The organism is Delftia acidovorans NBRC 14950 (assembly GCF_001598795.1).
Taxonomy (GTDB): Bacteria; Pseudomonadota; Gammaproteobacteria; order Burkholderiales; family Burkholderiaceae_C; genus Comamonas; species Comamonas acidovorans.
Genome location: NZ_BCZP01000001.1, coordinates 237,385 through 261,084, shown reverse-complemented (window position 1 = coordinate 261,084; position 23,700 = coordinate 237,385). Strand labels below are relative to the sequence as shown.

The 23,700-nt window shown below is 68.9% G+C and carries 16 protein-coding genes; 1 reads left to right on the top strand and 15 read right to left on the bottom strand.

Annotated features, from left to right (window positions below; translation table 11 throughout):
- Positions 1 to 31: 31 nt before the first annotated feature.
- From DA1_RS01110 to DA1_RS01055, 12 genes are all read right to left on the bottom strand, one after another.
- On the bottom strand, positions 32 to 592 hold the full coding sequence (locus tag DA1_RS01110) for an HdeD family acid-resistance protein (RefSeq protein WP_012207099.1): 561 nt from the start codon (positions 590 to 592) through the stop codon (positions 32 to 34).
- Between the two features lie 94 nt (positions 593 to 686).
- A complete protein-coding gene (locus DA1_RS01105; RefSeq protein ID WP_034396719.1) occupies positions 687 to 1,556 on the bottom strand; it encodes an endonuclease/exonuclease/phosphatase family protein in 870 nt (289 codons plus the stop codon).
- Positions 1,553 to 1,942 (bottom strand): VOC family protein, encoded by a 390-nt coding sequence (locus DA1_RS01100; protein ID WP_012207101.1) that lies wholly within the window; start codon positions 1,940 to 1,942, stop codon positions 1,553 to 1,555. The genes DA1_RS01105 and DA1_RS01100 overlap by 4 nt, the downstream gene beginning before the upstream one ends.
- A gap of 48 nt (positions 1,943 to 1,990) precedes the next feature.
- A complete protein-coding gene (locus DA1_RS01095) occupies positions 1,991 to 2,839 on the bottom strand; it encodes a carbohydrate ABC transporter permease (RefSeq protein ID WP_012207102.1) in 849 nt (282 codons plus the stop codon).
- Positions 2,836 to 3,732: a carbohydrate ABC transporter permease gene (locus tag DA1_RS01090; protein WP_034396720.1), complete on the bottom strand. Its 897-nt coding sequence runs from the start codon at positions 3,730 to 3,732 to the stop codon at positions 2,836 to 2,838. The genes DA1_RS01095 and DA1_RS01090 overlap by 4 nt, the downstream gene beginning before the upstream one ends.
- A 21-nt stretch (positions 3,733 to 3,753) precedes the next feature.
- Positions 3,754 to 5,049 (bottom strand): ABC transporter substrate-binding protein, encoded by a 1,296-nt coding sequence (locus DA1_RS01085; RefSeq protein WP_034396721.1) that lies wholly within the window; start codon positions 5,047 to 5,049, stop codon positions 3,754 to 3,756.
- 91 nt (positions 5,050 to 5,140) lie between these two features.
- Positions 5,141 to 6,208: an ABC transporter ATP-binding protein gene (locus DA1_RS01080; RefSeq protein WP_034396723.1), complete on the bottom strand. Its 1,068-nt coding sequence runs from the start codon at positions 6,206 to 6,208 to the stop codon at positions 5,141 to 5,143.
- Positions 6,209 to 6,293: 85 nt separating this feature from the next.
- Positions 6,294 to 7,694 (bottom strand): amidase, encoded by a 1,401-nt coding sequence (locus DA1_RS01075; RefSeq protein ID WP_034396725.1) that lies wholly within the window; start codon positions 7,692 to 7,694, stop codon positions 6,294 to 6,296.
- A 131-nt stretch (positions 7,695 to 7,825) separates the two neighbouring features.
- Complete coding sequence (locus tag DA1_RS01070; RefSeq protein WP_034398901.1) at positions 7,826 to 8,770, bottom strand: helix-turn-helix domain-containing protein; 945 nt, start codon at positions 8,768 to 8,770, stop codon at positions 7,826 to 7,828.
- 95 nt (positions 8,771 to 8,865) lie between these two features.
- A complete protein-coding gene (locus DA1_RS01065; protein ID WP_034396727.1) occupies positions 8,866 to 10,962 on the bottom strand; it encodes a BCCT family transporter in 2,097 nt (698 codons plus the stop codon).
- 204 nt (positions 10,963 to 11,166) lie between these two features.
- On the bottom strand, positions 11,167 to 11,694 hold the full coding sequence (locus tag DA1_RS01060) for a DUF2867 domain-containing protein (protein ID WP_034398903.1): 528 nt from the start codon (positions 11,692 to 11,694) through the stop codon (positions 11,167 to 11,169).
- A gap of 89 nt (positions 11,695 to 11,783) precedes the next feature.
- Positions 11,784 to 17,846, bottom strand: a complete 6,063-nt coding sequence (locus tag DA1_RS01055) for an alpha-2-macroglobulin family protein (protein ID WP_034396729.1) — start codon at positions 17,844 to 17,846, stop codon at positions 11,784 to 11,786.
- 420 nt (positions 17,847 to 18,266) lie between these two features.
- On the opposite strand from DA1_RS01055, the gene DA1_RS01050 reads away from it, so the two are divergent.
- Entirely contained in the window at positions 18,267 to 19,592 is a 1,326-nt protein-coding gene (locus DA1_RS01050; RefSeq protein ID WP_013800953.1) for a tetratricopeptide repeat protein, read from the top strand.
- Here DA1_RS01050 and DA1_RS01045 read toward each other — a convergent pair whose 3' ends face one another.
- Genes DA1_RS01045 through argH form a run of 3 tightly spaced genes read right to left on the bottom strand, consistent with a single transcriptional unit; the run spans position 19,593 to position 23,610 of the window.
- Positions 19,593 to 21,083, bottom strand: a complete 1,491-nt coding sequence (locus DA1_RS01045) for a rhomboid family intramembrane serine protease (protein ID WP_034396730.1) — start codon at positions 21,081 to 21,083, stop codon at positions 19,593 to 19,595.
- Between the two features lie 21 nt (positions 21,084 to 21,104).
- The gene (locus DA1_RS01040; RefSeq protein ID WP_013800951.1) at positions 21,105 to 22,103 is read right to left on the bottom strand and encodes a Bug family tripartite tricarboxylate transporter substrate binding protein; all 999 of its coding nucleotides are present in this window, start codon (positions 22,101 to 22,103) and stop codon (positions 21,105 to 21,107) included.
- Between the two features lie 25 nt (positions 22,104 to 22,128).
- Positions 22,129 to 23,610: an argininosuccinate lyase gene (gene argH / locus DA1_RS01035; RefSeq protein ID WP_012207114.1), complete on the bottom strand. Its 1,482-nt coding sequence runs from the start codon at positions 23,608 to 23,610 to the stop codon at positions 22,129 to 22,131.
- Positions 23,611 to 23,700 lie beyond the last annotated feature (90 nt).

Below are 23,700 nucleotides of genomic sequence, written 5' to 3'. Positions count from 1 at the left end.
AGCCGGCATTGTCCGCCTTTGCACCAGCGGCTCAGGAAGAATGGCGTATGCCCTTCTTGAGCTTGAAGGACAGCAGCACCATGAGCACGCCGAAGACCACCGCATACGTGGCCAGCACCCAGAGCATGGCCATCATGCCCGCGCCCGGCTGGGCCAGCACGAAGGCGCCGAACAGCACGGACAGCACGCCGCCCAGGATCAGCAGCCACTCGCCCGTGATCTCCTTGCGCAGCCGCACGGCCGCTACGATCTGCAGCAGGCCCGTGACCAGGGCCCAGGCGCCGATGTACAGCGTCATCACCAGCGCCGTGACGCCGGGCGCGACCACGGTGAGCACGCCCACCACCACGCCGGCCAGGCCCCACAGCAGCAGCACCCACCAATGGCGCATCTGGTCGCGCCCCTGGATGGCCGAATACACGCCCAGCAAGCCATCGACGAAGGTGAAGGCGCCGAAGGTCAGCACCAGCGCCGCCAGCGATACCGCCGGCTGCGCCCAGGTCAGTACGCCGAAGGCGATGGCGACCAGGCCGCGCAGCAGCAGCACCCACCAGGTGCGGTGAAGAATCGTGGACAGCGGATTGGGGCTCATGGATGCTCCTTCAAAACAGTCCCCATGACCTTGGAGCAGGCCCGCCACACTGTCTGTAGGCCAAGGCCGGCTTGGCGACGGTCCCTGACCTGGATCAAGCCAGCTGCAGCAGCACGGGCTGGTGGTCCGAGAGCCTTGTGTCGCTGTCCACGGCCCAGCCACGCACATGGCCGCGCAGGCTGTCGCTGACCCAGGCGAAGTCGCAGGCGCCGGGCTCGGGGCCCCACTGGCGGTCGAACAACCGGAAGGTGGGCGGCTGGGGCTGGTCCGGGTGCAGCACGCTCCAGCTGTTGTGCCACTGGCCGGCGCTCAGGGCGCCCTGCTCGCCGGCCGCCCAGGGGGCGGACAGGCCGGCGTATTCGTCCTCGTGCGGCTCGAAGTTGAAGTCGCCGCAAAGCACGGCATGCGGCGTGTGCGGCTTGGTCTGCTGGGGCGAGCCGTCGCTGGCGGGCTGGGGCGGCGCCTCGGCCTGGCCCAGGGCCTCGATCTGCAGGGAACGCAGCGCCAGCGCCTGGGCCATGCGCTGGCGGCGCGAGAAATATTCGAGGTGGGTGCTCATCACCCGCACGGGGCCCAGCGCGGCATCCATCACCGTGGCCGCCGTGCAGCAGCGCGGCATGCTGCGCACGCCGCCGTCGTGCGGATACGGCAGGCGGTGGTGGGCCAGTTGCAGCACCGGCAGGCGCGTGGCCACCAGGTTGCCAAAGCGCTGCCGGCCCACGGCCGTGAACTCGTCCACGGAGGCGCCGAAGAAGACCTTCCAGCCTTCGGGCAGGGCCTGGCGGATCTGCGCCACCTGGTCGCCGGGCGCACCCTGCAGGCCGGGATAGTGGATGGCGATTTCCTGCAGGCACAGCACGTCGATATCGGCCATGGACAGCGCATGCGCCACGATGCGCTCCGGGTCCATGCGGCCGTCCAGGCCCAGGCACCATTGGGTGTTCCAGGTGAGGATCTGCATCATGCGGGCAGCGGCTCACGCAGCTGGAACAGGTTGCCTTCGGGGTCCATGGCGTTGCAGACGCGAAAGCCCGGCCCCTGCCAGGACTGCTCCCACAGCTGGCCGCCATGGGCGATGACCAGGGGACGAACGGCCGCGAAGCTGGTCACGGTGGCAAAGAATTTGAGGGCCACGTTCTCGCGCGGCTGGGGTGGCTCGGTGATGGTGATGTGCCGCGCAATCGCCTCGGGAATGGCGTGCAGCACCAGTTGCAGGTCCGGCGACTGCAGCACCATGAGCTCGCTCGTGTGGTGCAGCATGCGCATGGCCAGCACCTCCATGTAGAACAGCGCCAGCCGGTCAGGCTGCTTGGCGTAGATGAACAGACCTGCGGATGCGGGACCGGACATGGTGGACCTCGGGGTGAAAGGCTGGGACAAGGAACTTTAGCACCGCCCTCACTTGATCCCCGCACGCATGAAGCTCTGCACGAACTGGCGCTGGAACAGCACGAAGGCCACCAGCAGCGGGCCCGAGCTCATCAGCGTGGCGGCCGTGATGGTGGCCCATTCCACGCCCGACTCCACGCTGGAGAACACCTGCAGCCCCACGGTGAGCGGGCGCGCCTGCACGCTGTTGGTGATGATCAGCGGCCACAGGAAGTTGTTCCAGTGAAAGCTCACCGACACCAGCGCAAACGCCAGGTACACGGGCCGCGCCAGCGGCACGTAGACGCGCCACAGGATCTGCAGGGTGCTGGCGCCCTCCACCCGCGCGGCCTCGTCCAGTTCCCGGGGAATGCCCAGGAAGGTCTGGCGCAGCAAAAAGATGGCAAAGGCCGATGCGAAGTACGGCAGGCCGATGCCCAGCAGCGTATCGACGGCGCCCAGGCGCGACAGGGTCTGGTAGTTCGCCACCAGCAGGATGTCCGGCATGATCATCAGCTGCACCAGCACCAGGGCAAAGGCCAGGCCCTGGCCGCGAAAGCGGTAGCGCGCAAAGGCATAGGCGGCCAGCGTGCCCAGCACCAGCTGGGCCGCCAAAATCATGACCACCAGCACGGCCGTGTTCAGGAAATAGCGCGCAAAGGGCGCGGCCTGCCAGGCACGGCGAAAGTTCTCCAGCGTCCAGGGCGCGGCCAGGTCGAAGCGTGCCGAGTATTCGGGCGGATGGAAGGCCGTCCAGAACGCATAGGCCAGCGGCAGTATCCACAGCAGGGCCAGCAGCCAGGCGGCCAGCGTATCCAGCCAGGTGGCGCCGTACAGCGCGGGCGGCGCATGGCGCGGGGCAATGGGTGCGGCGCTCATTGGTAGTGCACCTTTTTGTCGAGCACGAAGAACTGCAGCAGCGCCACGGCCGCCAGCACGGCGACCAGCACCACGGTCAGGGCCGCCGCATAGCCCGTGTCCCAGAACTTGAAGCCCACTTCGTAGAGGTGATAGAGCAGCAGCGTGGAGGCGTTGTCCGGCCCGCCGCGCGTGAGGATGAAGAGGTGGTCCACCAGGCGGAAGGCATTGATCACCGCATTGACCAGCACGAACAGCGTGGTCGGCATCAGCAGCGGCCACTGCACGCGGCGCAGGAAGTACCAGCGCGAGGCCCCCTCGATGGCCGCCGCCTCCTTGAGGCTGGGGTTGAGGGTCTGCAGCGCGGCCAGGTAGAAGATCATGAAAAAGCCCGCCTCCTTCCACACCGCCACCACGGTCACGCAGGCCAGCGCCGTGGACGGATCGCCCAGCCAGTTGTGCGCGGGAAGGCCCAGTGCGCCGCGCAGCTGCTCCAGCAGCCCGTACTGCGGCGTGTAGAAGAACAGCCAGATATTGGCCACGGCAATCATGGGCAGCACCGTGGGCGTGAAATACGCCATGCGCACGAAGGCGCGGCCGGCCAGCCTCTCGTTGACCCACAGCGCCATGGCCAGCGCCAGCGCCATGGACAGCGGAATCGTGGCCGCCGCAAACCACAGGTTGTTGCGCACGGCCTGCCAGAACACCGGGTCGTCCACCATCACGGCGTAGTTCTCCAGCCCCACCCACGGCCCCGGCTGGCCGCCGCGCGGCGTGGCATGCAGGCTGTCGATCAGCGTGGCCACGGCCGGCCAGTGCGTGAAGGCCACCAGCAGCACCAGCGCCGGCAGCAGCATCAGCCAGGCATGGACGGCCTGGCGGCCGCGGACAAGGGAGGCGGGAGCGGAGCTCATGCGGTCAGCGGCACTGCGCCATCACTTGTAGCGGCGCAGGATGCGGTCTGCTTCCTTTTGCGCATCCTGCAGGGCCTGGGCCGAGGTCTTGCTGCCGTTGAGGGCGGCCTGCACGGCGTCGTTCAGCACCTTGGTCACGCGCTGGTTCTCATGCGTGGAGAACTCGGCCACCGATACCGGCAGCTGGTCGCGCGCCACCAGGGACTGCGGGAAGTCCTGGCCGTACTTCTTGAGCGCGGGCGTGTCATAGGCGGCGGGCGAGACGGCAACGTAGCCGCTGTCCATGCTCCACTGCGCGGCCAGCGGGGGCTGGGTGACCCACTTCATGAACTGGAAGGCCGCCTCCTGCTGCTCCCGGGGCGCCTTCTTGAACAGGTAGAAATTGCCGCCGCCCGTGGGCGAGCCCTTGCGCACGTTGCCTGCGATCTGGCCCACGCCGAAGTCGAACTTGGCATTGGCTCGGATATTGGTCAGGTTGCCCGTGGTGGTGACGATGATGGCCGCCTTCTTTTCCATGAAGTCCTTGGGCGTCGTGCCCCACTCCACCACGCCGGCCGGGTGCACGCCCTCCTTGACCAGGCCCACCCAGAAGTCCAGCGCCTCCACGACCCGGGGGCTGTCCAGCGTGACCTGGGTGCCGGCCTCGTTGGCCAGCAGCACGTCATTGGGCGTGGTCAGCGTCTGCAGCATCCAGTAGGCAAAGCCCGTGGACGGGATCTGGATACCGTACTGCACGACCTTGCCGCTGGCGTCCTTCTTCGTCAGCCTGTGGGCGGCTTCCTTGAGTTCCTTCCAGTTCTGCGGCGCCTTGTTCGGGTCCAGGCCGGCTTCCTTGAAGGCTTCCTTGTTGTAGTACATGACCACGGTGGAACGCTGGAAGGGCACGCCCCAGGTCTTGCCGCCCGTCTGGCTGTTGGCCATGAAGGCCGGGTAGAAGCCCTTGAGCCAGGCCCGGTCGGCATCGGTCTTCACGAAGTCGTCGATGGGGGCGATGGCGTCCTCGTCGATCAGCGTGAACATGTCGGTGGACAGCAGCACCGAGCTGGCCGGCGGCTTGCCCGACTTGTGGGCCGTCAGCGCCTTGACGATGGTTTCCTGGTAGGTGCCCGCATAGACGGGCGTGATCCGGTACTGCGGATGGGCCTTGTTGAACTCGGCCGCATAGCCGTCGATCACCTTGGTGATAGGGCCGCCCACGGCCACGGGGTAGTAGAACGGCACCTCCAGCGGCGTCTGCGCGCTGGCGGTGTTCAGCAGGCCCGTGGCGGCCACGGCGGCAGCGGCTGCGAGGGTTTTGAGGAAGGCATGGCGTTGCATGGCGGACTCTCCTGGAAGGTGCTTCGGGTGCGAAAGCCGGAACGGCTGAAACGGTGGAACTGCGGAGGAAGATAGGAGCGGTGCCTCGGCATCAGGCCGCGCAGCGCCGCCCCTTTTCGTCAAAGAAATGCGTGGCCTCGCGCGCCCAGCGCAGGCCCACGAGCTGGCCCGGCTGCAGGCCGCCGAGCTGGCTGCCAGCGGTGCGCACCATCAGTTGCTCGCTGCCCACGCGGCAGCGCAGCACCAGGTCGGCGCCCAGGTATTCGAGGCTTTCGATGTCGGCAGCCACCACGGGGCCGCTGCCGACATCGCCATGGAGCGACAGGCGCATGTCCTCGGGCCTGACGCCCAGCCAGCGCGCCTGGCCCGGCTGCTGCAGGCCGGCGGGCGCGGCGCTGGCATGGCTGCCCGCGATGTGCAGGCCGTCGAGGCGCGCGATGTTCATGGCCGGCGTGCCGATGAAGCGCGCGGCAAAGGTGGTGGCGGGCCGGCTGTAGATCTCCTGGGGCGCGGCGCACTGCTCCACGCGCCCCTGGCTGAGCAGCACCACCTGGTCGGCCATGCCCATGGCCTCGGCCTGGTCGTGGGTGACATAGACCACGGTCAGGCCCAGGCGCCGCTGCAGCTCGCGCAGCTCGGTGCGCATTTCCTGGCGCAGCTGGGCGTCGAGGTTGGACAGCGGCTCATCCATCAGACAGACCCGGGCGCGGGCCACCAGGGCGCGGCCCAAGGCCACGCGCTGCTGCTGGCCGCCCGACAATTGCCCGGGCCGGCGCGCCAGCAGCGCGTCCAGGCCCAGCAGCGCGGCGGCCTCGTCGATGCGCCGGCGCGCCTCGGCCGCCGGGACCTTGCGCACGGACAGGCCGAAGCCGATGTTCTGCGCCACCGTCAGGTGCGGGAACAGCGCGTAGTTCTGGAACACCATGGCAATGCCGCGCCGTGCGGGCGGCAGATGGGTGACGTCCTGCCCGTCGATGCGCACGCGGCCCGAGGTGGCGCTTTCCAGGCCCGCGATGATGCGCAGCGTGGTGGACTTGCCGCAGCCCGAGGGACCGAGCAGCACGCAAAAGGATCCGGGTTCAATGCGCAGATCCAGCGCCTGCAGTGCCGTGGTGCCGCCCCAGGACTTGGCGACACCTTCCATCTCGATCAAGGACATCACGCCAGTCTAGGAAGGCTGTGTGACAGGCCCGTGTCGCGCCACCGGACTGGCGCCCCCGCGCAGCTCAGGCAGCTCAGGCAGCTCAGGCAGCAGGGTGCCGTCTGTGCCAGTCCGTGGCCTGCTGGAACGCCCAGCCCGCGCGCACCAGCAGGTCTTCGCGGAAGTCGGGGGCCACGAACTGGAAGGCCACGGGCGCGCCCTCAGGAGTGCGTCCTCCGGGCAGCGTGATCGTGGGGCTGCCCGTGAGGTCGAACGGGCAGGTGTAGCGCAGCATGCCCGAGAACAGCTCGGCATCGGAGCCGAAATGCGCCATGCGTTGCAGCGTGGGGGCCGCAAAGGCCGTGGCGGGGACCAGCAGCAGGTCCACCTGCGCGAAGAGTGCACGCACCCGGCCCGTGAAGTCCGCGCGGCGCAGCAGCAGCCGCTGGTAGTCGGTAGCGGACAGGCCCAGCCCCAGGTCGATCAGCCCGGCGAGCCCGGGGCCATAGGCCTCGCGCCGTGCAGGGAAAGTGGCGCCGTGCGCCACGGCGGTCTCCACCGCGCACAGCGCCGGCCAGTCCTCCACCGCCTGGGTGGCATCGGGAAAGCGGACCTCCTGCACGCTGGCCCCCAGGCGCTGCGCCACCGCCAGGGCCTGCTCCACCGCCTGGCGGGAGGGGGCATCCACGCCGTCCAGTGCCCATTGCCGGTCCATGCCCAGGCGCAGGCCGGAGAATCCGCGCGTCATCATGGCCAGATAGTCGGGCACGCTGCACTGGCTGGCCGTAGGGTCCAGCGGGTCCGCCCCGGCGATGGCCGCGAGCATGGCTGCGGCATCGGCGGCACTGCGCGCCATCGGGCCTATGTGGTCCAGGGACGCGGCCAGTTCGAAGGCGCCGTGGCGGCTCACCCTGCCCCAGGTGGGCTTGAGCCCCGTGATGCCGTTGGCGGCCGATGGAAAGCGGATGGAGCCCCCGGTGTCCGTGCCCAGCGATCCGAAGCACAGCCCCGCCGCCGTGGCCACGCCCGAGCCGCTGGACGAGGCCCCGGGCCACAGCTGGGCGCCCCAGGGGTTGACGGGGGCAGTGATCTCGGGATGGTGGTCGGCGAAGGCGCCTTCGGTCTGCTGCAGCTTGCCCAGGATGACGGCGCCAGCCTCGCGCAGCCTGCGCACCACGGTGGCATCTTCCGTGGGGCGATGGTCGCGGTGCAGCGTCATTCCATGCGTGGTGGGGACGCCCCGGGTCCACAGCAGGTCCTTGAGCGCCAGCGGCACGCCGTGCAGCGCACCGCGGCGGCGGCCCTGCGCGATCTCGGCGTCGGCGCGGCGGGCGTCCTCCAGCGCCTGCTGCGCCATCACCGTCACGTAGCTGTGCAGCCGCGCATCCACGGCCTCGATACGCGCCAGCATGTGGCGGGTCACCTCTTCCGAGGAAATGCGGCGGGACTGGATCTCGCGCCCCACCTCCAGCAGTTCGAGATGGTGCAGTTCGCTGTCGTTCATGGCATGTCTCCCGGCGCCCGGCTCCGGGGCGCCACCGTTGTTGCACAGGAAAAGCCGCACGGGACGCGCGGCAGGCCCATGCTAGGGAGCCAGCGGCACGCACGCTTGTTCGTGAGGGACAGCGACCTTGCTCAGGCGGCCAGCAGGCTGCGGGGCGTGCAGCCGAACGCCTTGCGAAAGGCACGGCTGAAGTGCGCCGCATCGGAGAACCCATGCGCGAAGGCCGCCTCGGTCACGCTGGAGCAGCGCCCCTGCATCAGGGCCTGGCGGCTGGCCTGCAACCGCAGCTGCCATACCAGGCCCATGGGCGTCTGGTTGCGCCGCGCAAAGGCCCGCGTCACGGTACGCGGCGAGACGTTGTGCTGCTGCGCCAGCCATTGCAGCGACAGCTCGGGCGAGCCCAGGTTGTCCTGGATGAACGCCTGGATGCGGCCGTGCAGGTCCCGTTCCGAGCGGGGCTGCACAGCCATTTCCTGCATCTCCAGCGCCAGGGCCAGCACGTCGAGCAGCGCCATGCCGAAGCGCTGCGCCAAGGCATCACCGTGCGGCGCAGGCGGCATGGCGATGGCCTCGCCGAGCATGGCCCGCAGCGGCGCCACGGCCGGGGCATGGCCATGCAGCGCCCGGCCCGCGTGCGAGGGTGCACGGGCAAAGCGATTCAACAATTCGCTGCGCGGAATGCGCATCAGCAGGATATCGCGGGGCGCCACCGAGAATTCGAAAGGCTGCGCAGCGTCATAAAGCACCAGATTGCCCGCACTCAGCCGGGCCACTTGCCCGCCCTGGCGCACCTCGGCCTGGCCCTGGAGCAGATAGCCCAGCCACAGCTCGTCGCGCGCATGCAGGCGCAGGTGGGCTGCGTTGCGCACCCAGCGGTGGCTGGGCGCCGACATGGCACTGATCTCCAGCAGTCCCAGGGACCGCACGGACAGCGTGGCCCCGAAGCCGCCGGGACCGGCACCATCCCCCTGCGCGCGGTGGCTGTCGGCCGGGATGCAGTGGCGGCAGACCACCTCGTGCCAGTAGTCGAAACGATGGCGTGGCTCCTGCGAATGGGTGGAGTATTCGAGCTGCATGGCAGCGCCCAGTATCCGCAGGCGGCCGCCGGCTGGCACCCCGGTGTTTACCCAAAGGCCCGGGGTGCCGCGACGGCGGCACTGCGCAGCACGGCTCAGCTGTGGCCCGGAGCCCGATTCAGCAGATGCGTGCGCTGGTCGGCGCTCAGCGACAGGTAGCGCTCGTAGTGGCGCAGGATGTCGGCGATGACTTCCTCGCTGCGCAGGTACTGGATGTCGTGGCCCAGGCGACCGTCCTCGAAGAACGTGATGGGCTCATAGACATGGCGGCGCTCCTGCTCGCTGGCCGCCTCGCTCACCAGGAAGGTAGGCACCGTGCGGCGCGTGGCGCGCACGCCGTAGACGAAGTCGCGCAGCGAGGGATCGGGCACGGTCAGGCGCACGGCGCCCTCGCCGTCCAGGTCCTCGGTGACCACGGCCTGCACGCCGCGCCTTTGCATCTCGGCGGCCACCTCGTTCATGGCGGGCAGCACCACGCCGGCCAGGAACCTGCGCACATCGGCGCGCGAGGGCTGGTGCACGATCTGCTCCAGGCGCTTGCGCCAGTGCTGGCCGCTCCAGAAGCTGGTGGCCGGAGCCAGGTCGGGCGAGAAGTGCGCGCGATCGGCCTGCAGCCCGCGCCACAGCCCGTAGCACAGGGCCAGCATGATGACCGCCACCGGCAGGGCCGCCACCAGGGTCATGGCCTGCAGCGCCTTGAGGCCGCCGGCCAGCATCAGCACCATGGCCGTCACGCCCAGCACGGCAGCCCAGAACAGCCGCTGCCAGACCGGCGAACGCGCATGGCCGCGCGAGGCGATGTTGTCCACCACGAAGGCCCCGGAGTCCGCCGAGGTGACGAAGAACACCGCGATCAGCACGATGGTGAGCCAGGCCACGGGCTTGAACCAGGGCAGGTACTCGAAGAAGCGGAACAGCAGCGCATCCACGTTCGAGGCCGTCTGCCCCAACGCGCCCATGGCCACGTGGGTGTCTATCCAGATGGCGCTGTTGCCGAAGGCCGTCATCCACAGCAGGTTGAAGGCCGTGGGCACCAGCAGCACGCCGGTCACGAACTGGCGAATGGTGCGCCCGCGCGAGATGCGTGCGATGAACATGCCCACGAAGGGCGACCAGGAGATCCACCAGGCCCAGTAAAGGATGGTCCAGCCGCCGAACCAGCCTTCCTGGCTGGGCGGCTCGTAGGCGAAGGTGCGGAACGACAGCTGGACCAGGCCAGACAGGTAGTTGCCGATGTTCTCGCTCAGCGCCTCGAAGAGGAAGACCGTGGGCCCGGCCACGATGACGAAGGCCAGCAGGATGAAGGCCAGCACGAGGTTGAACTCGCTCAGGCGGCGCACGCCCTTGTCCAGGCCCGAGACGGCCGACAGCCCGGCCAGGCCGACCACGATGACGATGACCGAGATGCGGAACAGCGCCGTGGAGGTGTCCCATCCCGTGAGGGTGTGCAGGCCGGCGGCCAGCTGCAGCGCGCCATAGCCCAGCGTGGTGGCGATACCTGCGATGGTGCCCACCAGCGCGAAGGCATCCACGCTGTGGCCGATGGGGCCGTTGATGCGCTTGCCCAGCAGCGGGTACAGGCCCGAGCGCATGGTCAGCGGCAGGTTGTAGCGAAAGCCGAAATAGGCCAGCACCAGGCCCATGGTCCCGTAGACGGCCCAGGCATGGAAGCCCCAGTGGAAGAAGGTGGACTGCAGCGCCTCGCGCGCGGCGGCCGGCGTGGAAGGCACGGCCGTGGGCGGCTTGAGGAAATGCTGCAGCGGCTCGCCCACGCCGAAGTACATCAGGCCGATGCCCATGCCGGCGGCGAACAGCATGGCGGTCCAGGAGATGAAGCTGAACTCGGGCTCCGCATCATCGGGACCCAGGCGGATATCACCGAAACGGCTGGACGCGACGAAGATCAGAAAGACCAGGAACAGCGTGACCGAGACGGCATAGAACCAGTCCATGTGCCCCACCACCCAGTCCTGGGCGCTGGAGAACAGCCGGTCGGCGCTGTCGGGCATGAGGCCGCAGTACAGCAGCAGCAGGCCCAGCACCAGCAGGGAAGGAATGACGACGGGGCCGGAGAACGTGATGCGCGGTGCAGGCTCGGCAGGCAATGGCGTGGCCGTTTGCGGCGCATCCGGTGGCGCAGCCACTGGTGGCGCGGGTGGCGCCGGTCGGGGATCGGTGGTCGTGTCTGGCATATACCCTCTCTCTTGTGATCAATGGTGTGCCCGGGAACCGATTCGCAATGGTGGCGGCCCTGCCCTTGTGGGGCGGGCCGCGTTCCCTGCTCGGGGGATGTCCGCCGGGCAAAGGCCGCAAGTATCGTGATTCGCCGCGTCTGCGCGCGTCGGACGCAGGCCCTGAAGGCTTCCGTTTTGCTGACGTGCTGCCTTCAGGCCAGGTCAGCCAGCCAGCTTGGCCACCACGGCCGGGGCGATGACGCGGTGGGCCGGCGCCACGCCCAGCATGTAGATACGGCCCAGCGCGTTGTGCACATGGACCACGGTGGACATGGCAACGGTGAAGGTGGCCGACGACAGGCCCTCGGGCCGGGGCAGCTTCATGAGGGAGACCTGCACGTCCAGGTGCCGGTCGCTGTCGCCCAGCACCACTTCGCTCTCGCTCAGGGCATGGACACGGAAGATGCCGGCGCGGTCGCCCACGCGGTAGCTCGATGGCTGGCGCTGCGCATCGACGCCGCTGAGCATGCCCAGATCCTTGATGCCGAAGGGCGCCACCACGCGGTTGCGCAGGCGCATCAGAAAGTCGATCCAGCCCGGCGTGCGGCCCATGCAGCGCAGGTACAGCGCCATGGGGCTGCTGCCGTCGTCCGGCAATTGCAGCTGGTAGCTGTCGTGGAAATAGGCGGTCTTGAGGCGGTCCTGCAGGGCGCTGCCTGCGGGAACCGGAGAGAGGATGACTTGTGCCATGGAGCGGAGGGTGATGAAAAAAAGGGGCGGTCCCGCGGCCATCATAGGCCGCAGGACCGCCCCCTTGTCAGGGCGCCATCAACGCTGCATCAGCGCTTGTCGCTCACCTTGATGCGGGCGTTGGGAACCTCGCCGAACATCTCGGGCGCATACAGCGCCTCCACCCGCGTGGGCGGCAGCGCGAAGTCGCCGGCATTGTTCAGCCGCACGGTGTACTCCACGCGCGTATTGCCCTTGGGCAGGTACTGGTAGTAGGCGCGGTAGGCCTCGAAGCTGCGCTCTTCATAAGCCAGCCAGCCCGCGCCTTCTGCGCGCTCGCCACCCGAGGCGATCTCCGAGTCGCGCCCCAGACCGCCGCCCAGGATGGTGGCGCCCGTGGGCACGGGGTCGGTGATGGCCACCCAGGTCATGTCGGTGCGGGCCTGCACCTCCAGCGTCACGCGCAGCACGTCGCCGCGCGAGTACTGGCCTGCGGGCAGGCTCTTGTCGGCCTGCTCCACGGGCTTGACCGTGCGCGTGACGGTGTAGCCGGCGCTGAACGGCGCCTTGAGCTGCACGGCCGCCACAGACTGCAGCGTGAGCCAGGGCTTGCCGGTACCCTGCTGGGTCACCGTCAGCTGGCCCTTGCGGGCATCACCCACCGCGCTCCAGGGCAGGAACATGGTGTTGTTGCGCAGGCCGCCGACCACCGTGGTCGCGCCGAAGCTGGACGCCTGGTGCGCCGCGCCCTCGGTGTCGCTGGCGCGCATGCGCGTGACCTGGCTCCACTCCACGCGGGCCTGGGACGCGCCCAAAGCCGCCTGGGTGGCGCCCGTCACGGGCGTGGCCTCGAACTGCTGCGAGAAGCGCTGCAGTGCCAGCGCGCCCCACAGGTTGGCCGTGGTCGTGCCCCAGGCGCCGTTGCTCTGGCGCGAGATGAAGCCGTTGGCCAGGCGCGGCAGCTCTTCCTTCCACGTCGGGTCGTCCATGTTGACCAGCATCAGGCGGGCCAGGTTGACCTCGGGACCCTGCATCAGCCACCACCACTGGTCGTCCTGCTCATTGCTGAAGGCCACGCGCGTGCCCTGGTAGCTCAGGCGGGCGCGCAGGATCTGCTGGGCCTGGGCCAGCTGCTGTTCGCGCTGGGGCAGCTCGCGCATGTGCTTGAGCAGGGCCACCCAGTCGATGACGGCATGCGTGGGCCAGTCGTTGGGCGCGATGGTGATGCTGTCGAGCATGCGCGGATTGGCGCGGCCCGTCAGCGCCAGCGCCTGGATGGCGGCCAGCTTGCGCATGTCCAGATCCTTGCGCGGGCTCCAGAAGCTGCGCTGGATGCGGCCTTCGACGAAGGCGATCAGGCCGTTTTCCATGCGCTCGCGCTCGGCCGCCGGCAGCACGAAGCGCTTGTCCACGCCCTGTGCCAAGGCCGAGAGGTTGAGCAGGTGGGCCGTCAGCGTATCGCTGCCGCGGGCCGCACGGCCCGAACCGTCGCCCGCCAGCGGGAAGTAGCTGGCCAGGCCGTCGCTGTCCAGGTAGCTGGGCAGTTGGCCCATGGTGGACTGCCACAGCGTGGCGTCGCTCATGCCCACGGCCTTGCTGGTGACCTGCTCCAGGCAGCTGTAGGGATAGCGCGCCCACCAGTCGCGCACGCCGGGCAGGCCTTCGGCCAGCTTGGGCGCCAGCGACATGCGCAGGCCGCCGCGGCCGGACAGTGCATCGGCCGGCAGCTGCACGGGCAGGTTGATGCTGCCATCGACCTGCATCAGCGTGCCCTGCTGCACCGTCAGCGGCACGGCCGGGATGATGCGCTGGCTGACCTTCAGCCTGTCGCTGGCCGGCTTGTCACCGCCTGCGGTGTCGCGGGCCTCGATCTCCCAGATCAGCGCCTCGGCGCGGGTCTGGCCCAGCTGGGCCGGCGCCGTGACGTTCCAGGCCACCTCGCGCGCCTCGCCCGCGGGAATCTCCACGGTCTGCGCTGCCAGCTCCAGCAGCGTGGCACGCGGCGTGACCTGCACCTTCATGGCCTTGGCCGAGGTGTTGCGCAGCGTGACCATGGCACGGAACTGGTCCTCCTCGCGCACCAGCGGCGGCAGGCCGCTGATGATCTGCAGGTCCTGGGCCGTGCGGATGGGCGCCTGGCCCGTGCCGAACATCGACACGCCATGGTCGGCCACCGCCACCACCTGGAAGGTAGTCAGCGAGTCGTTGAGCGGCACGCTGACCTGGGCCTTGCCCTGGGCGTCCAGCACCACGCTCGGATTCCACAGCAGCAGCGTCTCGAACAGCTCGCGCGTCTGGCTGCGGCCACCGCCGCCGCCAGCGGCCACGGCCTTGCGGCCGTAGTGGCGCCTGCCGATCACCTCCATCTGCGCGGTCGATGTCTGCACGCCCCACTCGCGGCGGCGCAGCATGGCGTCGGCCAGCTGCCAGCTGGTGTTGGGCATGAGTTCCAGCAGGGCCTGGTCCACGACCGCCAGCGCCACCTCGGCACCAGCGGCGGGCTTGCCGTCGGGCAGCGTGGCGCTGATGGTGACCTTGGCGGTGCCGCGCACCTGGTAGCTGGCCTGGTCGGCCGTGACCTTGACGTCGATGCGATGGGCCTTGGTGCCCACGCGGATCTCGGCCATGCCCAGGCGATAGGCGGGCTTGGACAGATCGACCAGGGCCGTGGGCGCGATGTACTCCTTGCCCTCGTGCCAGAAGGCGTTCCACCATTCGCGCGGCGCCTTGAAGCCCCAGGTGAAGAAGCTGTACCAGGGCACCTCGCGCAGCCGCCCGCGCAGGGCCAGCACGCTCACGTAGACGTTGGGGCCCCAGTCGGGCTGGACCTTCAGCTCCACGGTGGGGTTCTGGCCATTGAGCTGCATGACCTGGGTGCTGACGATGCCTTCGCGCTCCACGGCGACCAGGGCCGTCGCATAGCGGAAGGGCATGCGCACCTGGAAGCGCGCGGTCTCGCCGGGCTCGTAGCTGCGCTTTTCGGGCAGCACGTCCATGCGGTCATGGTCCTCGCCGCCGAACCACAGTTCGCCCTGGCGCGTGACCCAGACGCTGGAGGCGGCCTGGGCGGGCCGGCCATCCTTGTCGGAGGCGGTGACGATCAGCTCCACCTCGCCGGGCTGCGACAGCTGGGCTTCGCACTGCACCATGCCCTGGGCATCGCTGTTGCCCGTGCACACCGTGCCCATGGACTTGAGCGTGGTCTGGTTGTCGTAGCTGTAGAAGCCCCCCACCAGGCGCTTGCGGCTGCTGGTGGTGACGCGGGAGATGGCCTCCACCTTGACCGGCACGCCGGCCTGGGGCTTGCCGTCCACGCCCAGGGCCAGCGCCTGGAACTGCAGCTTGCGGCCCGTGGTGATCCAGCTTTCGGCGCGCACGCCGGCCACGATGGCCGCGGGCCACAGCATCTGCGTGCTGCGCAGGGTCTGCACCTCGCCGTTGGGATCGGCATAGGTGGCCTCGATCAGCAGCTCGCGCGGCTCGCGCAGCTTGGGCAGGTTCTCGATCTTGAGCTTGCCCAGTCCTTCACGGTCCAGCGTCACGGGCAGCTTGTCGGCCACCACCTTGCTGTCCTGGGAGGCCGTGGCCTCCTCGTCATCGCTCTGGCCCGTGTCCTGGGCGCTGCGCGGTGCAGAGAAGCTGAAGCCCTGCCAGTCGCTGCGGTCCATCCAGGTGGAGCGCACCAGGGCGGACACCCGCACCGGCAGGTTGGCGGCCGGGCCGCCGGAGACGTAGTTCACCTGCACCTGCACCGGCAGGCTGGAGACGCCGACCAGGGCCTGCTTGCCTTCGGGCCCCACACGGCCTTCGAGCACGGGCAGGCGGAATTCCTCGACACGGAAACTGCCCGTGCCGAAGCGGTTGTTGCGCCCGCGCGAGCCATTGCCATCGCCGCGCAGCTCCACGGAATACGAACCGAGCTTGGCGCCCTTGGGCACGGAGAAGCTGTTTTCGGCGCTCAGGCCGCCGGTGCCCGTGGAACGCCACTGCAGCGGCTGCGTGTACTGCTGGCCGCTGCCTTCATGGGTGATGACCAGTTGCGTGGGCCGCTGCTCGGGCAGCGCAAAGCCGCCCTGCCCCTGGCCGATGCCGGTCTGGGTGCGCATCAGGTGCTTCATGGACACGGTCTCGCCGGCGCGCAGCAGCGTGCGGTCGAAGATGGTGTGGGCCACCTCGTCGCGCTGGGCGCTGCGGCTGGTGGGCACGTTGAAGCGCCAGGACTCGATGCCGCGCTGCCAGTCGCTCCAGGTGAAGGCCAGCTCCTGCTGGCCGTCCTTGCCCTGGGCGCGTGCGCTGACGAAGTAGGCCGGCGAGCGGTAGCCGACACCGCCCGTGCACTGGGGCGGCTCGGGCGACAGGCCTTCCAGGCGGGCCACGCCGCTGGCATCGGTGGTAGCCGAGGTCAGCACCTTGCCATTGCAGTCGGAGACCTGGATCTTGGCATTGGCCACGGCCTGGCCCTTGTCCAGCGTGGTCACCCAGGCGGCCGCGTTCTCGCGGCCGAGCTTGAAGTGCACGGACAGGTTGGTCACCAGGGCGGAGGTGCGCACATACATGCTGCGCGCCGAACCGTAGCGCTCATCGAGCAGCGACTGGCCCAGCAGCGGCGAGGCGATCTCGACCACGTGAAAGCCCGGCGTGAGCGGAATGCCCACCACCTCGAAGGGGCGCGGATCGCCCTTGACGGGCTTGGGCAGCTCCAGCGTCTTGACGTCGCCCTGGCCGGCCAGCAGCGACAGCATGCGCGTCTGCACATAGTCGCGGTTTTCGTTGTCGATCACGGGCGGCAGCGGGCCCTTGATGTCGCGCGAGGCGCGCTTGCGGTCCATGTCGGAGGACTCGTAGTCGGCCACGCGGCGCATCCAGGCGATGATCTCGGCATCGCTGCCGGGCTGCTTGGTGCTCACGCGACTGGCGTCCAGGGACTTGGTGGCCAGCTCGGACTCCACGTTGCGCAGCGTCACGGGCAGCAGGGCCGGGCCGTCCGGTCCTTCGGCATAGCGCTCGACGATGCCGAAGGGCGAGGCCGCGAACTTGGCCAGCGGCGGCAGCGCGCCCGTGGCCACCTGCAGCGGGAACATGTCGGCATTGCTCAGGCTGCGGCCTGCCGCGTCCTTGAACTGCGGAGGCAGCTCCACCGTGTAGCGCGCCTGGGCCTGCATGGTGGCCGGGAAGCTCAGGTTCTGCACCAGCGAATCCTCGCCGAGCTTTTCGCCGTATTCGCCGTCGATCACGGGCGCCACCTTGGAGGCGCCGCTGCTCAGGCGAATGCCCTCGGCCAGCTTGCGCGGCACGGGGGCATTGAAGTTCAGGCGCATGGGGCGGATCGGCAGGCAGGCGGCCTGGGCGTTCTCGCGCTCGCAACTGAACTCGGCCGCGAAGGGTTCGCGCACGCGGTACTCGAAGCGCTTGTCCTGGCGGCTGGCCACGCCATTGGGCGTGGCGATGCCGGCGCCAAAAACCAGCTTCATGGTCGTGCCCGCCGTCAGCCGGCGGTTGCAGGCCAGCGTGGCGTACTGCAGCGGGTTCTTGGCGGCGGCCTTGTCCCAGCCGCGGTGCTTGAGCAGCTCGTCGCGCTCCTTGCCTTCGATCAGGCGCACGGGAATGCGCTCGCCCACGCCTTCGGCCGTGCACCACATGTGCTGCTGCAGGCTTTGCACGGTGGCCGGGCCCGACAGGCGCAGCGCGAAGTACTGCTCCTCGTCGATCTGCTCATAGGTGTCGGGCGCCATGTCCAGCACGGCCGGGCCGCCGGTCTGGAACTGGTAGCTGGCAGCGCCCGTCACGGCCGTGCCCGCAGGCGACTTGTAGCCGGCCACCAGCTGGGCCGTGCAGCGCACGCCGGGCGGCAGGGCCTGCTTGAAGTCGAACACCCATTCCCGGTCGCTGTTCCAGCGGCCCGTGCCCTGGGTGGCCGCCGCATCGCTGCAGCTGAGCGTGACCGGCGCGGCCGCCTTGGGGTCGCCAAAGCGCACAGCCGTGCCATCGAACTGCACCACCACCTGCTCGACCTTGGCCACCTCTCCCTGCGGGCTGAACTGGCGCACGCCCACGGCCTGCGCCGTCAGCGCCGCCGATCCCAGCAGCAGGCCCAAACCCCACCGGCCCCAGGGCCGGCTGTGCGCCGGAGCCCCCTGCAACCCACTGATCGCTTTCGTGCGAAGCACCCCCATGGCAATCCCTTCTGTCGGGCTCAGATGGCCCGCTGTTTTCTTGGAATGAGCAGGCTTTCAGCACTGCGATGCGAGCTGTCCGCATGACACGCTGCAAATGAAAAACCCTGCGCTGCAGGCAGGGCTCGGCGGCAAGGGCTGGAACAAGGCGCAGGCCTGTCGCCCGCATGCACCGAATGCAGGGCCGCATCCGCTGCGGCTGAAAACCACTGCGCGGGATGATACCGGCCCGCATCCGCTGCAGGCCCTGCTGCGGGTGCCCGGAACCGGGTCTGCGGTGTATCCATCTGTAAGACATCGGCGCATCAACACGTCATATCCGTGCAATCACAGGGCTCACCTCCCACCACAGGCCCCGTCAGACTACATACAGCGTGCTGCCTATACTGCGCGGATACAACACAGGGAGAGAGTCCGTCCATGAAGCCGAACCACGTTGCCGTGCCTCAGCCGTTCTGGCACCGGATCAACCAGTTCTTCGCCTTTCCGTTCCAGTCACAGCCGCTGGGCTATGCGCTGCTGCTGTCGCTGGGCAGCCTGCTGTTCAAGGCGCTGTTCTTCCTGCCCGCACCCCTGGCCATCGGGCTGGTGCAGATCGGTATCCTGCTGGCCGCCAGCCGCTATGGTTTCAAGGTGGCAGCGCTGGGTTCGCAGGGCATATCGCGCGCTGCGGACTATCCTCGCCACCTGGACCCGGACTGGACCCATCTGCCCTGGAAGCTGTTCGCCATTTTGGTGGTGCACGGCATCATCGTCGGCTGGTGTGCGCGGGTGAGTCTGGGCATGGCACAGCTGGCCCTGCTGCTGCTGTCCTTTTTGCTGCCGGCCAGCATCATCGTTCTGGTGCAGACGACGGGCTTTTTCTCCGCACTCAATCCGCTGCTGATCCTGGACACGGTGCGCATCATCGGCAAGCCCTATGCGCTGCTGTGCTTTTTTCTGTTCCTGTTGAGCAGCGGTGCGCAGATCGCCATGTCGCTGCTGCTGCCGCTGTTCAGCGGGCTGATCCTGCTGCCGCTGTTCAACTTCGCCATGATCTATTTCGGCTGGGTCATGGCCAGCCTGCTGGGCTATGTGATGTACCAGCACCATGAGGCTCTGGGCATCGACGCCGTGCCCCAGGCAGACAGCGGGCCCGACGGGGCGCCTGCGCGCACGCCCGAACAGATCGCCCGCCAGCAGCTGGACGAGGACGTGGCCGAGCACGTGGCCGCTGGCGACTTGGCCGCCGCGCTGGGCCTGGCCTACGAGGACCAGCGTACCCACCCCGACGACACGCATGCCCAGCGCCGCTACCACCGCTTGCTGCTGCTGTCGGACAAGACGGCCACGCTGCTGGACCACGGCCGGCGCTTCATCGCCCTGCTGCTGCGCCAGGGCCAGACCGCCGAGGCGCTCAAGGTGTTCCAGGCCTGCCGCGCCAAGGAAGCGAGCTTTGCGCTGGACGATGCCGACCAGACACTGGCCCTGGCGCGCAGCACCTGGCGCGCGGGCGATGCACAGGCGACGCTGACCCTGATCTCGGGCTTCGACAAACGCTTCAAGGGCCATGCCGCCGTGCCCCATGCCTATGAACTGGCGGCGCGCCTGATGCTGCAGGGCTTCGGGCGCCGGGACATGGCCCAGGGCATCCTGGCCACGCTGCAGGCGCGCCATCCCGACAGCGAGGCCACGCAGGAGGTGCGGTGGCTGCTGCGTGACCCGGAACCGGAACAGGGACCGGACCCGCGCCCGGCCCCGCACTGATCACGCCGTGGCCTGGGACCGGGCCTGCCCGTCGAGCAACAGCCGGGTCACGGCCTCATCGGGCGCCCAGCGCTGCAGTTGTGGCAGCCAGGCGCGGGCGCGCTGTGCCAGCCCCTGCTGCAGCAGGCCGTTGACCAGCAGGCACAGCGTCTCGCCCAGGCCCGGCTGGCCGGGTGCTGCCTGCAGCAGCGCGTGGCACAGCTTCTCGGCATCGTCGAACGCACGGGCACGCGTGAAGCGGCGCACCAGCCTGGCCATGTCCTCGGGCGCGATCCTGGCGCCTGGGCGGGCCAGGTCCAGGTAGATGCGGTAGCTGTCGTGCTGCCAGGCCAGGGTGGCGGCATCACGGGCCGGCAGCCTGAAGATGCGCCGGGCCGCACGGTGGAAGTCCTCGCTGGCAGGCACATAGCGGGCTGCGGCAAACCAGGCGCGCAGCACCTCGGCGTCGGCAGGCCGCAGCTGGGCTGCGGCGCGCCAGGCGCGCAGGGCGCCCTCCATGTCCAGCGCCTGGCCCAGGCGTCGCGCGTTGGCGACATGTGCGTCGAAGCCATCGTCCGGCGCCGAATGATGGCCCGCCAACGCCGCCCGTGGCTTGCGGCGCAGATGCAGGGCCATCAGGGCTGCGCCCGTCAGCAGACCGCCCAGATGGGCCATGTAGCCAGCGCTCTGGCCACTGAAAAAATGCTGCAGCACTTCATTGGCGATCCAGGCTGGCAGCAGGATCAAGGCGGGCGCAGTGACGTAGTTGAAATAAAAAAACAGCTGATAGAAGAAACGGACACGCCGCAGCCGGTACATGACGGCGTACATGCCCATCAGGGCGGCCACGGCGCCCGAGGCGCCCAAGCCGTAACTGCCTGTGCCTGCATAGGCCCAGCCCGAAAGCACCGAGCCACCCACGGCGCCCAGCAGATAAAACAACAGATAGGTGCCGCGCCCCAGCATCAACTCGACCGAGAAGCCGAACATGAAGAGAAACAGCATATTGCCCACCAGGTGGCTGGTGTCGACATGCAGGAACGCTGCGGTGATCCAGGTCACCGGGCGCATCGGCGCGTCCAGCGCATAGTTTTTGGCCCAGCGCGTGGTGAAAGGTTCCGGCTGCAACGCCTCGTAGCGGCTGCGGTCGGTCTGCCAACGCTCGTGCAGGGGATCGCTTTCGGGCACGATCTGCCCGCTGCGCAGCAGCGCCAGGAATTTCGGCTCCCGCTCCATGCGCTGCAACAGCGGCTCGACCAGGCCCCTCTTCTGCAGCGCCTTTGCCTGCTTTGCCATCGGCGAATCCGTGCGCTCCAGCCAGTCCACGAAGCGCGGCAACTCGATGCCCGGCAGCGCGCTGGCGGCATAGAACTGCGCCGCCGCCTGCTGGGCGCGCTCCTCGGAACGCTGCGGCCCGAAGAACACCAGCACGTTCGCGAGGATGATCAGCAGCGTCATCCACGGCGGATTGCTCCAGCGGGGCCGGTCCTCCAGCGGAATCGCGTAGAACATGCGGGACCGCTGGACGCGCGCTTACTGCGGCTGGAAGCCGCTGGTCTGGATGATGCGTTTCCAGACCTGGGTATAGGCCTGCTCGCGCTCGGCCAGCTGTGCGGGCGGCATGTGGCCCACGGTCAGGCCCAGGGCGGTGAGCTGCTCGTGCACATCGGGCTGTTTGAGCACGGTGGCCACGGCGGCAGAGAAGCGGTCGATGAAGGCCTGGGGCGTGCCGCGCGGCGCGTAGATGCCGTAGTAGGGCGTGTCCTCGAAGCCCTTGACGCCCTGCTCGGCCAGCGTGGGCACTTCGGGCATGGTGGCCTGGCGGCGCGTGCCCAGCACGCCGATCACGCGCAGCTTGCCGGCCTTGTGGTTTTCCATGAAGTCCTGCACCGAGGCGATGCCGGCCGGAATCTGGTTGCCCAGCATGTCGGCCAGCATGGGCGCGCTGCCCCGGTAGGGCGCGGCCACCAGGTCCAGCTTGTAGTGCTCGCCCAGCAGCCTTACCAGGAATTCCGGCGTGGACGCGGGCGCGGGTATGCCGATGCTGCCGCGCTTTGCGCCCTGGCGCACCCACTCCACATACTCGGCAAGGTTGCGCGCCGGCGTGTTGGCGGAGACCGCCAGCGCGTTCACGAAGGTGGCAAAGCCGGCCACGGGAACGAAGTCATGGCCAGGGTCGAAACCCGGCTTCTTCACCACCTGGGGCAGGATGGAGATGGTGTGGTCGTGCGTGAGGAACAGCGTGTGACCATCGGCCGCAGCCGCCTTGAGCTGCTGCGCCGCGATCTGCCCGCCCGCGCCGGGGCGGTTGTCCACCAGCACCGTGGTGCCCAGCACGTCCTTGAGCCGGTCGGCCAGCAGGCGTGCGATGGCATCCGTGCCGCCGCCCGGCGGAAAGCCCACCAGGATGCGGATGGCCTGCCCGGGCTGTGCCCAGGCCAGCGGAGCCAGGGCCGACGAGGCGGCAACGGCAGTCACTGCGCCGGCGGCGCGCAGCGCCCCGGTCAGCAGTTGGCGGCGGGAGGATGTCATGGCGCGGCTCCGGCGAACGGGGGGATCAGCCCAGGCGTGCGTTCAGGCGTGCATTCAAGCGCGCCTGGTGGCCTGCCAGCTGCTTGCGCACCTGGGCCGGCGCCGTGCCGCCCAGGGTGTTGCGCGCATTGAGCGAGCCTTCCAGGCTGAGCGCCTCGAAGACATCGGCCTCGATGCCGGGGTTGAAGGCCTGCAGTTCGGCCAGCGGCAGCTCGGTCAGGTCCACGCCCTTTTGCGAGGCCAGCTTGACGGCATGGGCCACGGTCTCGTGCGCGTCGCGGAAGGGCAGGCCCTTCTTGACCAGGTAGTCGGCCAGGTCGGTGGCGGTGGCGTAGCCCTTGAGCGCGGCGGCGCGCATGGCTTCGGCGTTGACGGTGATGCCGCCCTTCTTGCCGCCCGTGGCCGGGTCGGCCTGGCCGCCGATCATCTCGGCGAAGATGCGCAGCGTGTCCTTCAGGGTGTCCACCGTGTCGAACAGCGGCTCCTTGTCTTCCTGGTTGTCCTTGTTGTAGGCCAGGGGCTGGCCCTTCATCAGGGTGATCAGGCCCATCAGGTGGCCGACCACGCGGCCGGTCTTGCCGCGTGCCAGCTCGGGCACGTCGGGGTTCTTCTTCTGCGGCATGATCGACGAGCCCGTGGTGAAGCGGTCGGCGATGCGGATGAAGCCGAAGTTCTGGCTCATCCAGATGATCAGCTCTTCGGACAGCCGGCTCACGTGCACCATGCACAGGCTGGCGGCCGAGGTGAATTCGATGGCAAAGTCGCGGTCGCTGACGCCGTCCAGCGAGTTCTGGCAGACGCCTTCCATGCCCAGGGTGCGGGCCACGCGCTCGCGGTCCAGCGGGTAGGTGGTGCCGGCCAGGGCGGCGCTGCCCAGCGGCAGCACGTTGACGCGGCGGCGCAGGTCCAGCATGCGCTCGGCGTCGCGCTTGAACATTTCCACATAGGCCAGCAGGTGGTGGGCAAAGCTCACGGGCTGGGCCACCTGCAGGTGGGTGAAGCCGGGCAGGATCACGTCCACGTTCTTCTCGGCCACTTCGACCAGGGACAGCTGCAGTTCGCCCAGCAGGCCTTCGATCAGGTCGATCTCGCCGCGCAGCCACAGGCGCACGTCGGTGGCCACCTGGTCATTGCGGCTGCGGCCCGTGTGCAGGCGCTTGCCGGCGTCGCCGACCAGCTGGGTCAGGCGGGCCTCGATGTTCAGGTGCACGTCTTCCAGGTCGAGCTTCCACTCGAACTGGCCGGACTCGATCTCCTGCGTGATCTGCGCCATGCCCTTGCGGATGGACTCGTGGTCAGCGGCGGCGATGATGCCCTGGGCCGCCAGCATCTCGGCATGCGCCAGGCTGCCCGTGATGTCAGCCTGCCACAGGCGCTTGTCGAAGAACACGCTGGAGGTATAGCGCTTGACCAGATCGCTCATCGGCTCTTCGAAGAGAGCAGACCAGGCCTGGGCCTTGGTGTCGAGCTGGTTGTGCGAGGCGGACGTTGGTTGATTGGCAGACATGTGAGGACGCGATCTTCGATTAGGCGGTGCAGGCGGTGGGCGGCACGCCCCCCGCGCGGGCAGGAAGCGAAGATTCTATCGACCTGGGCG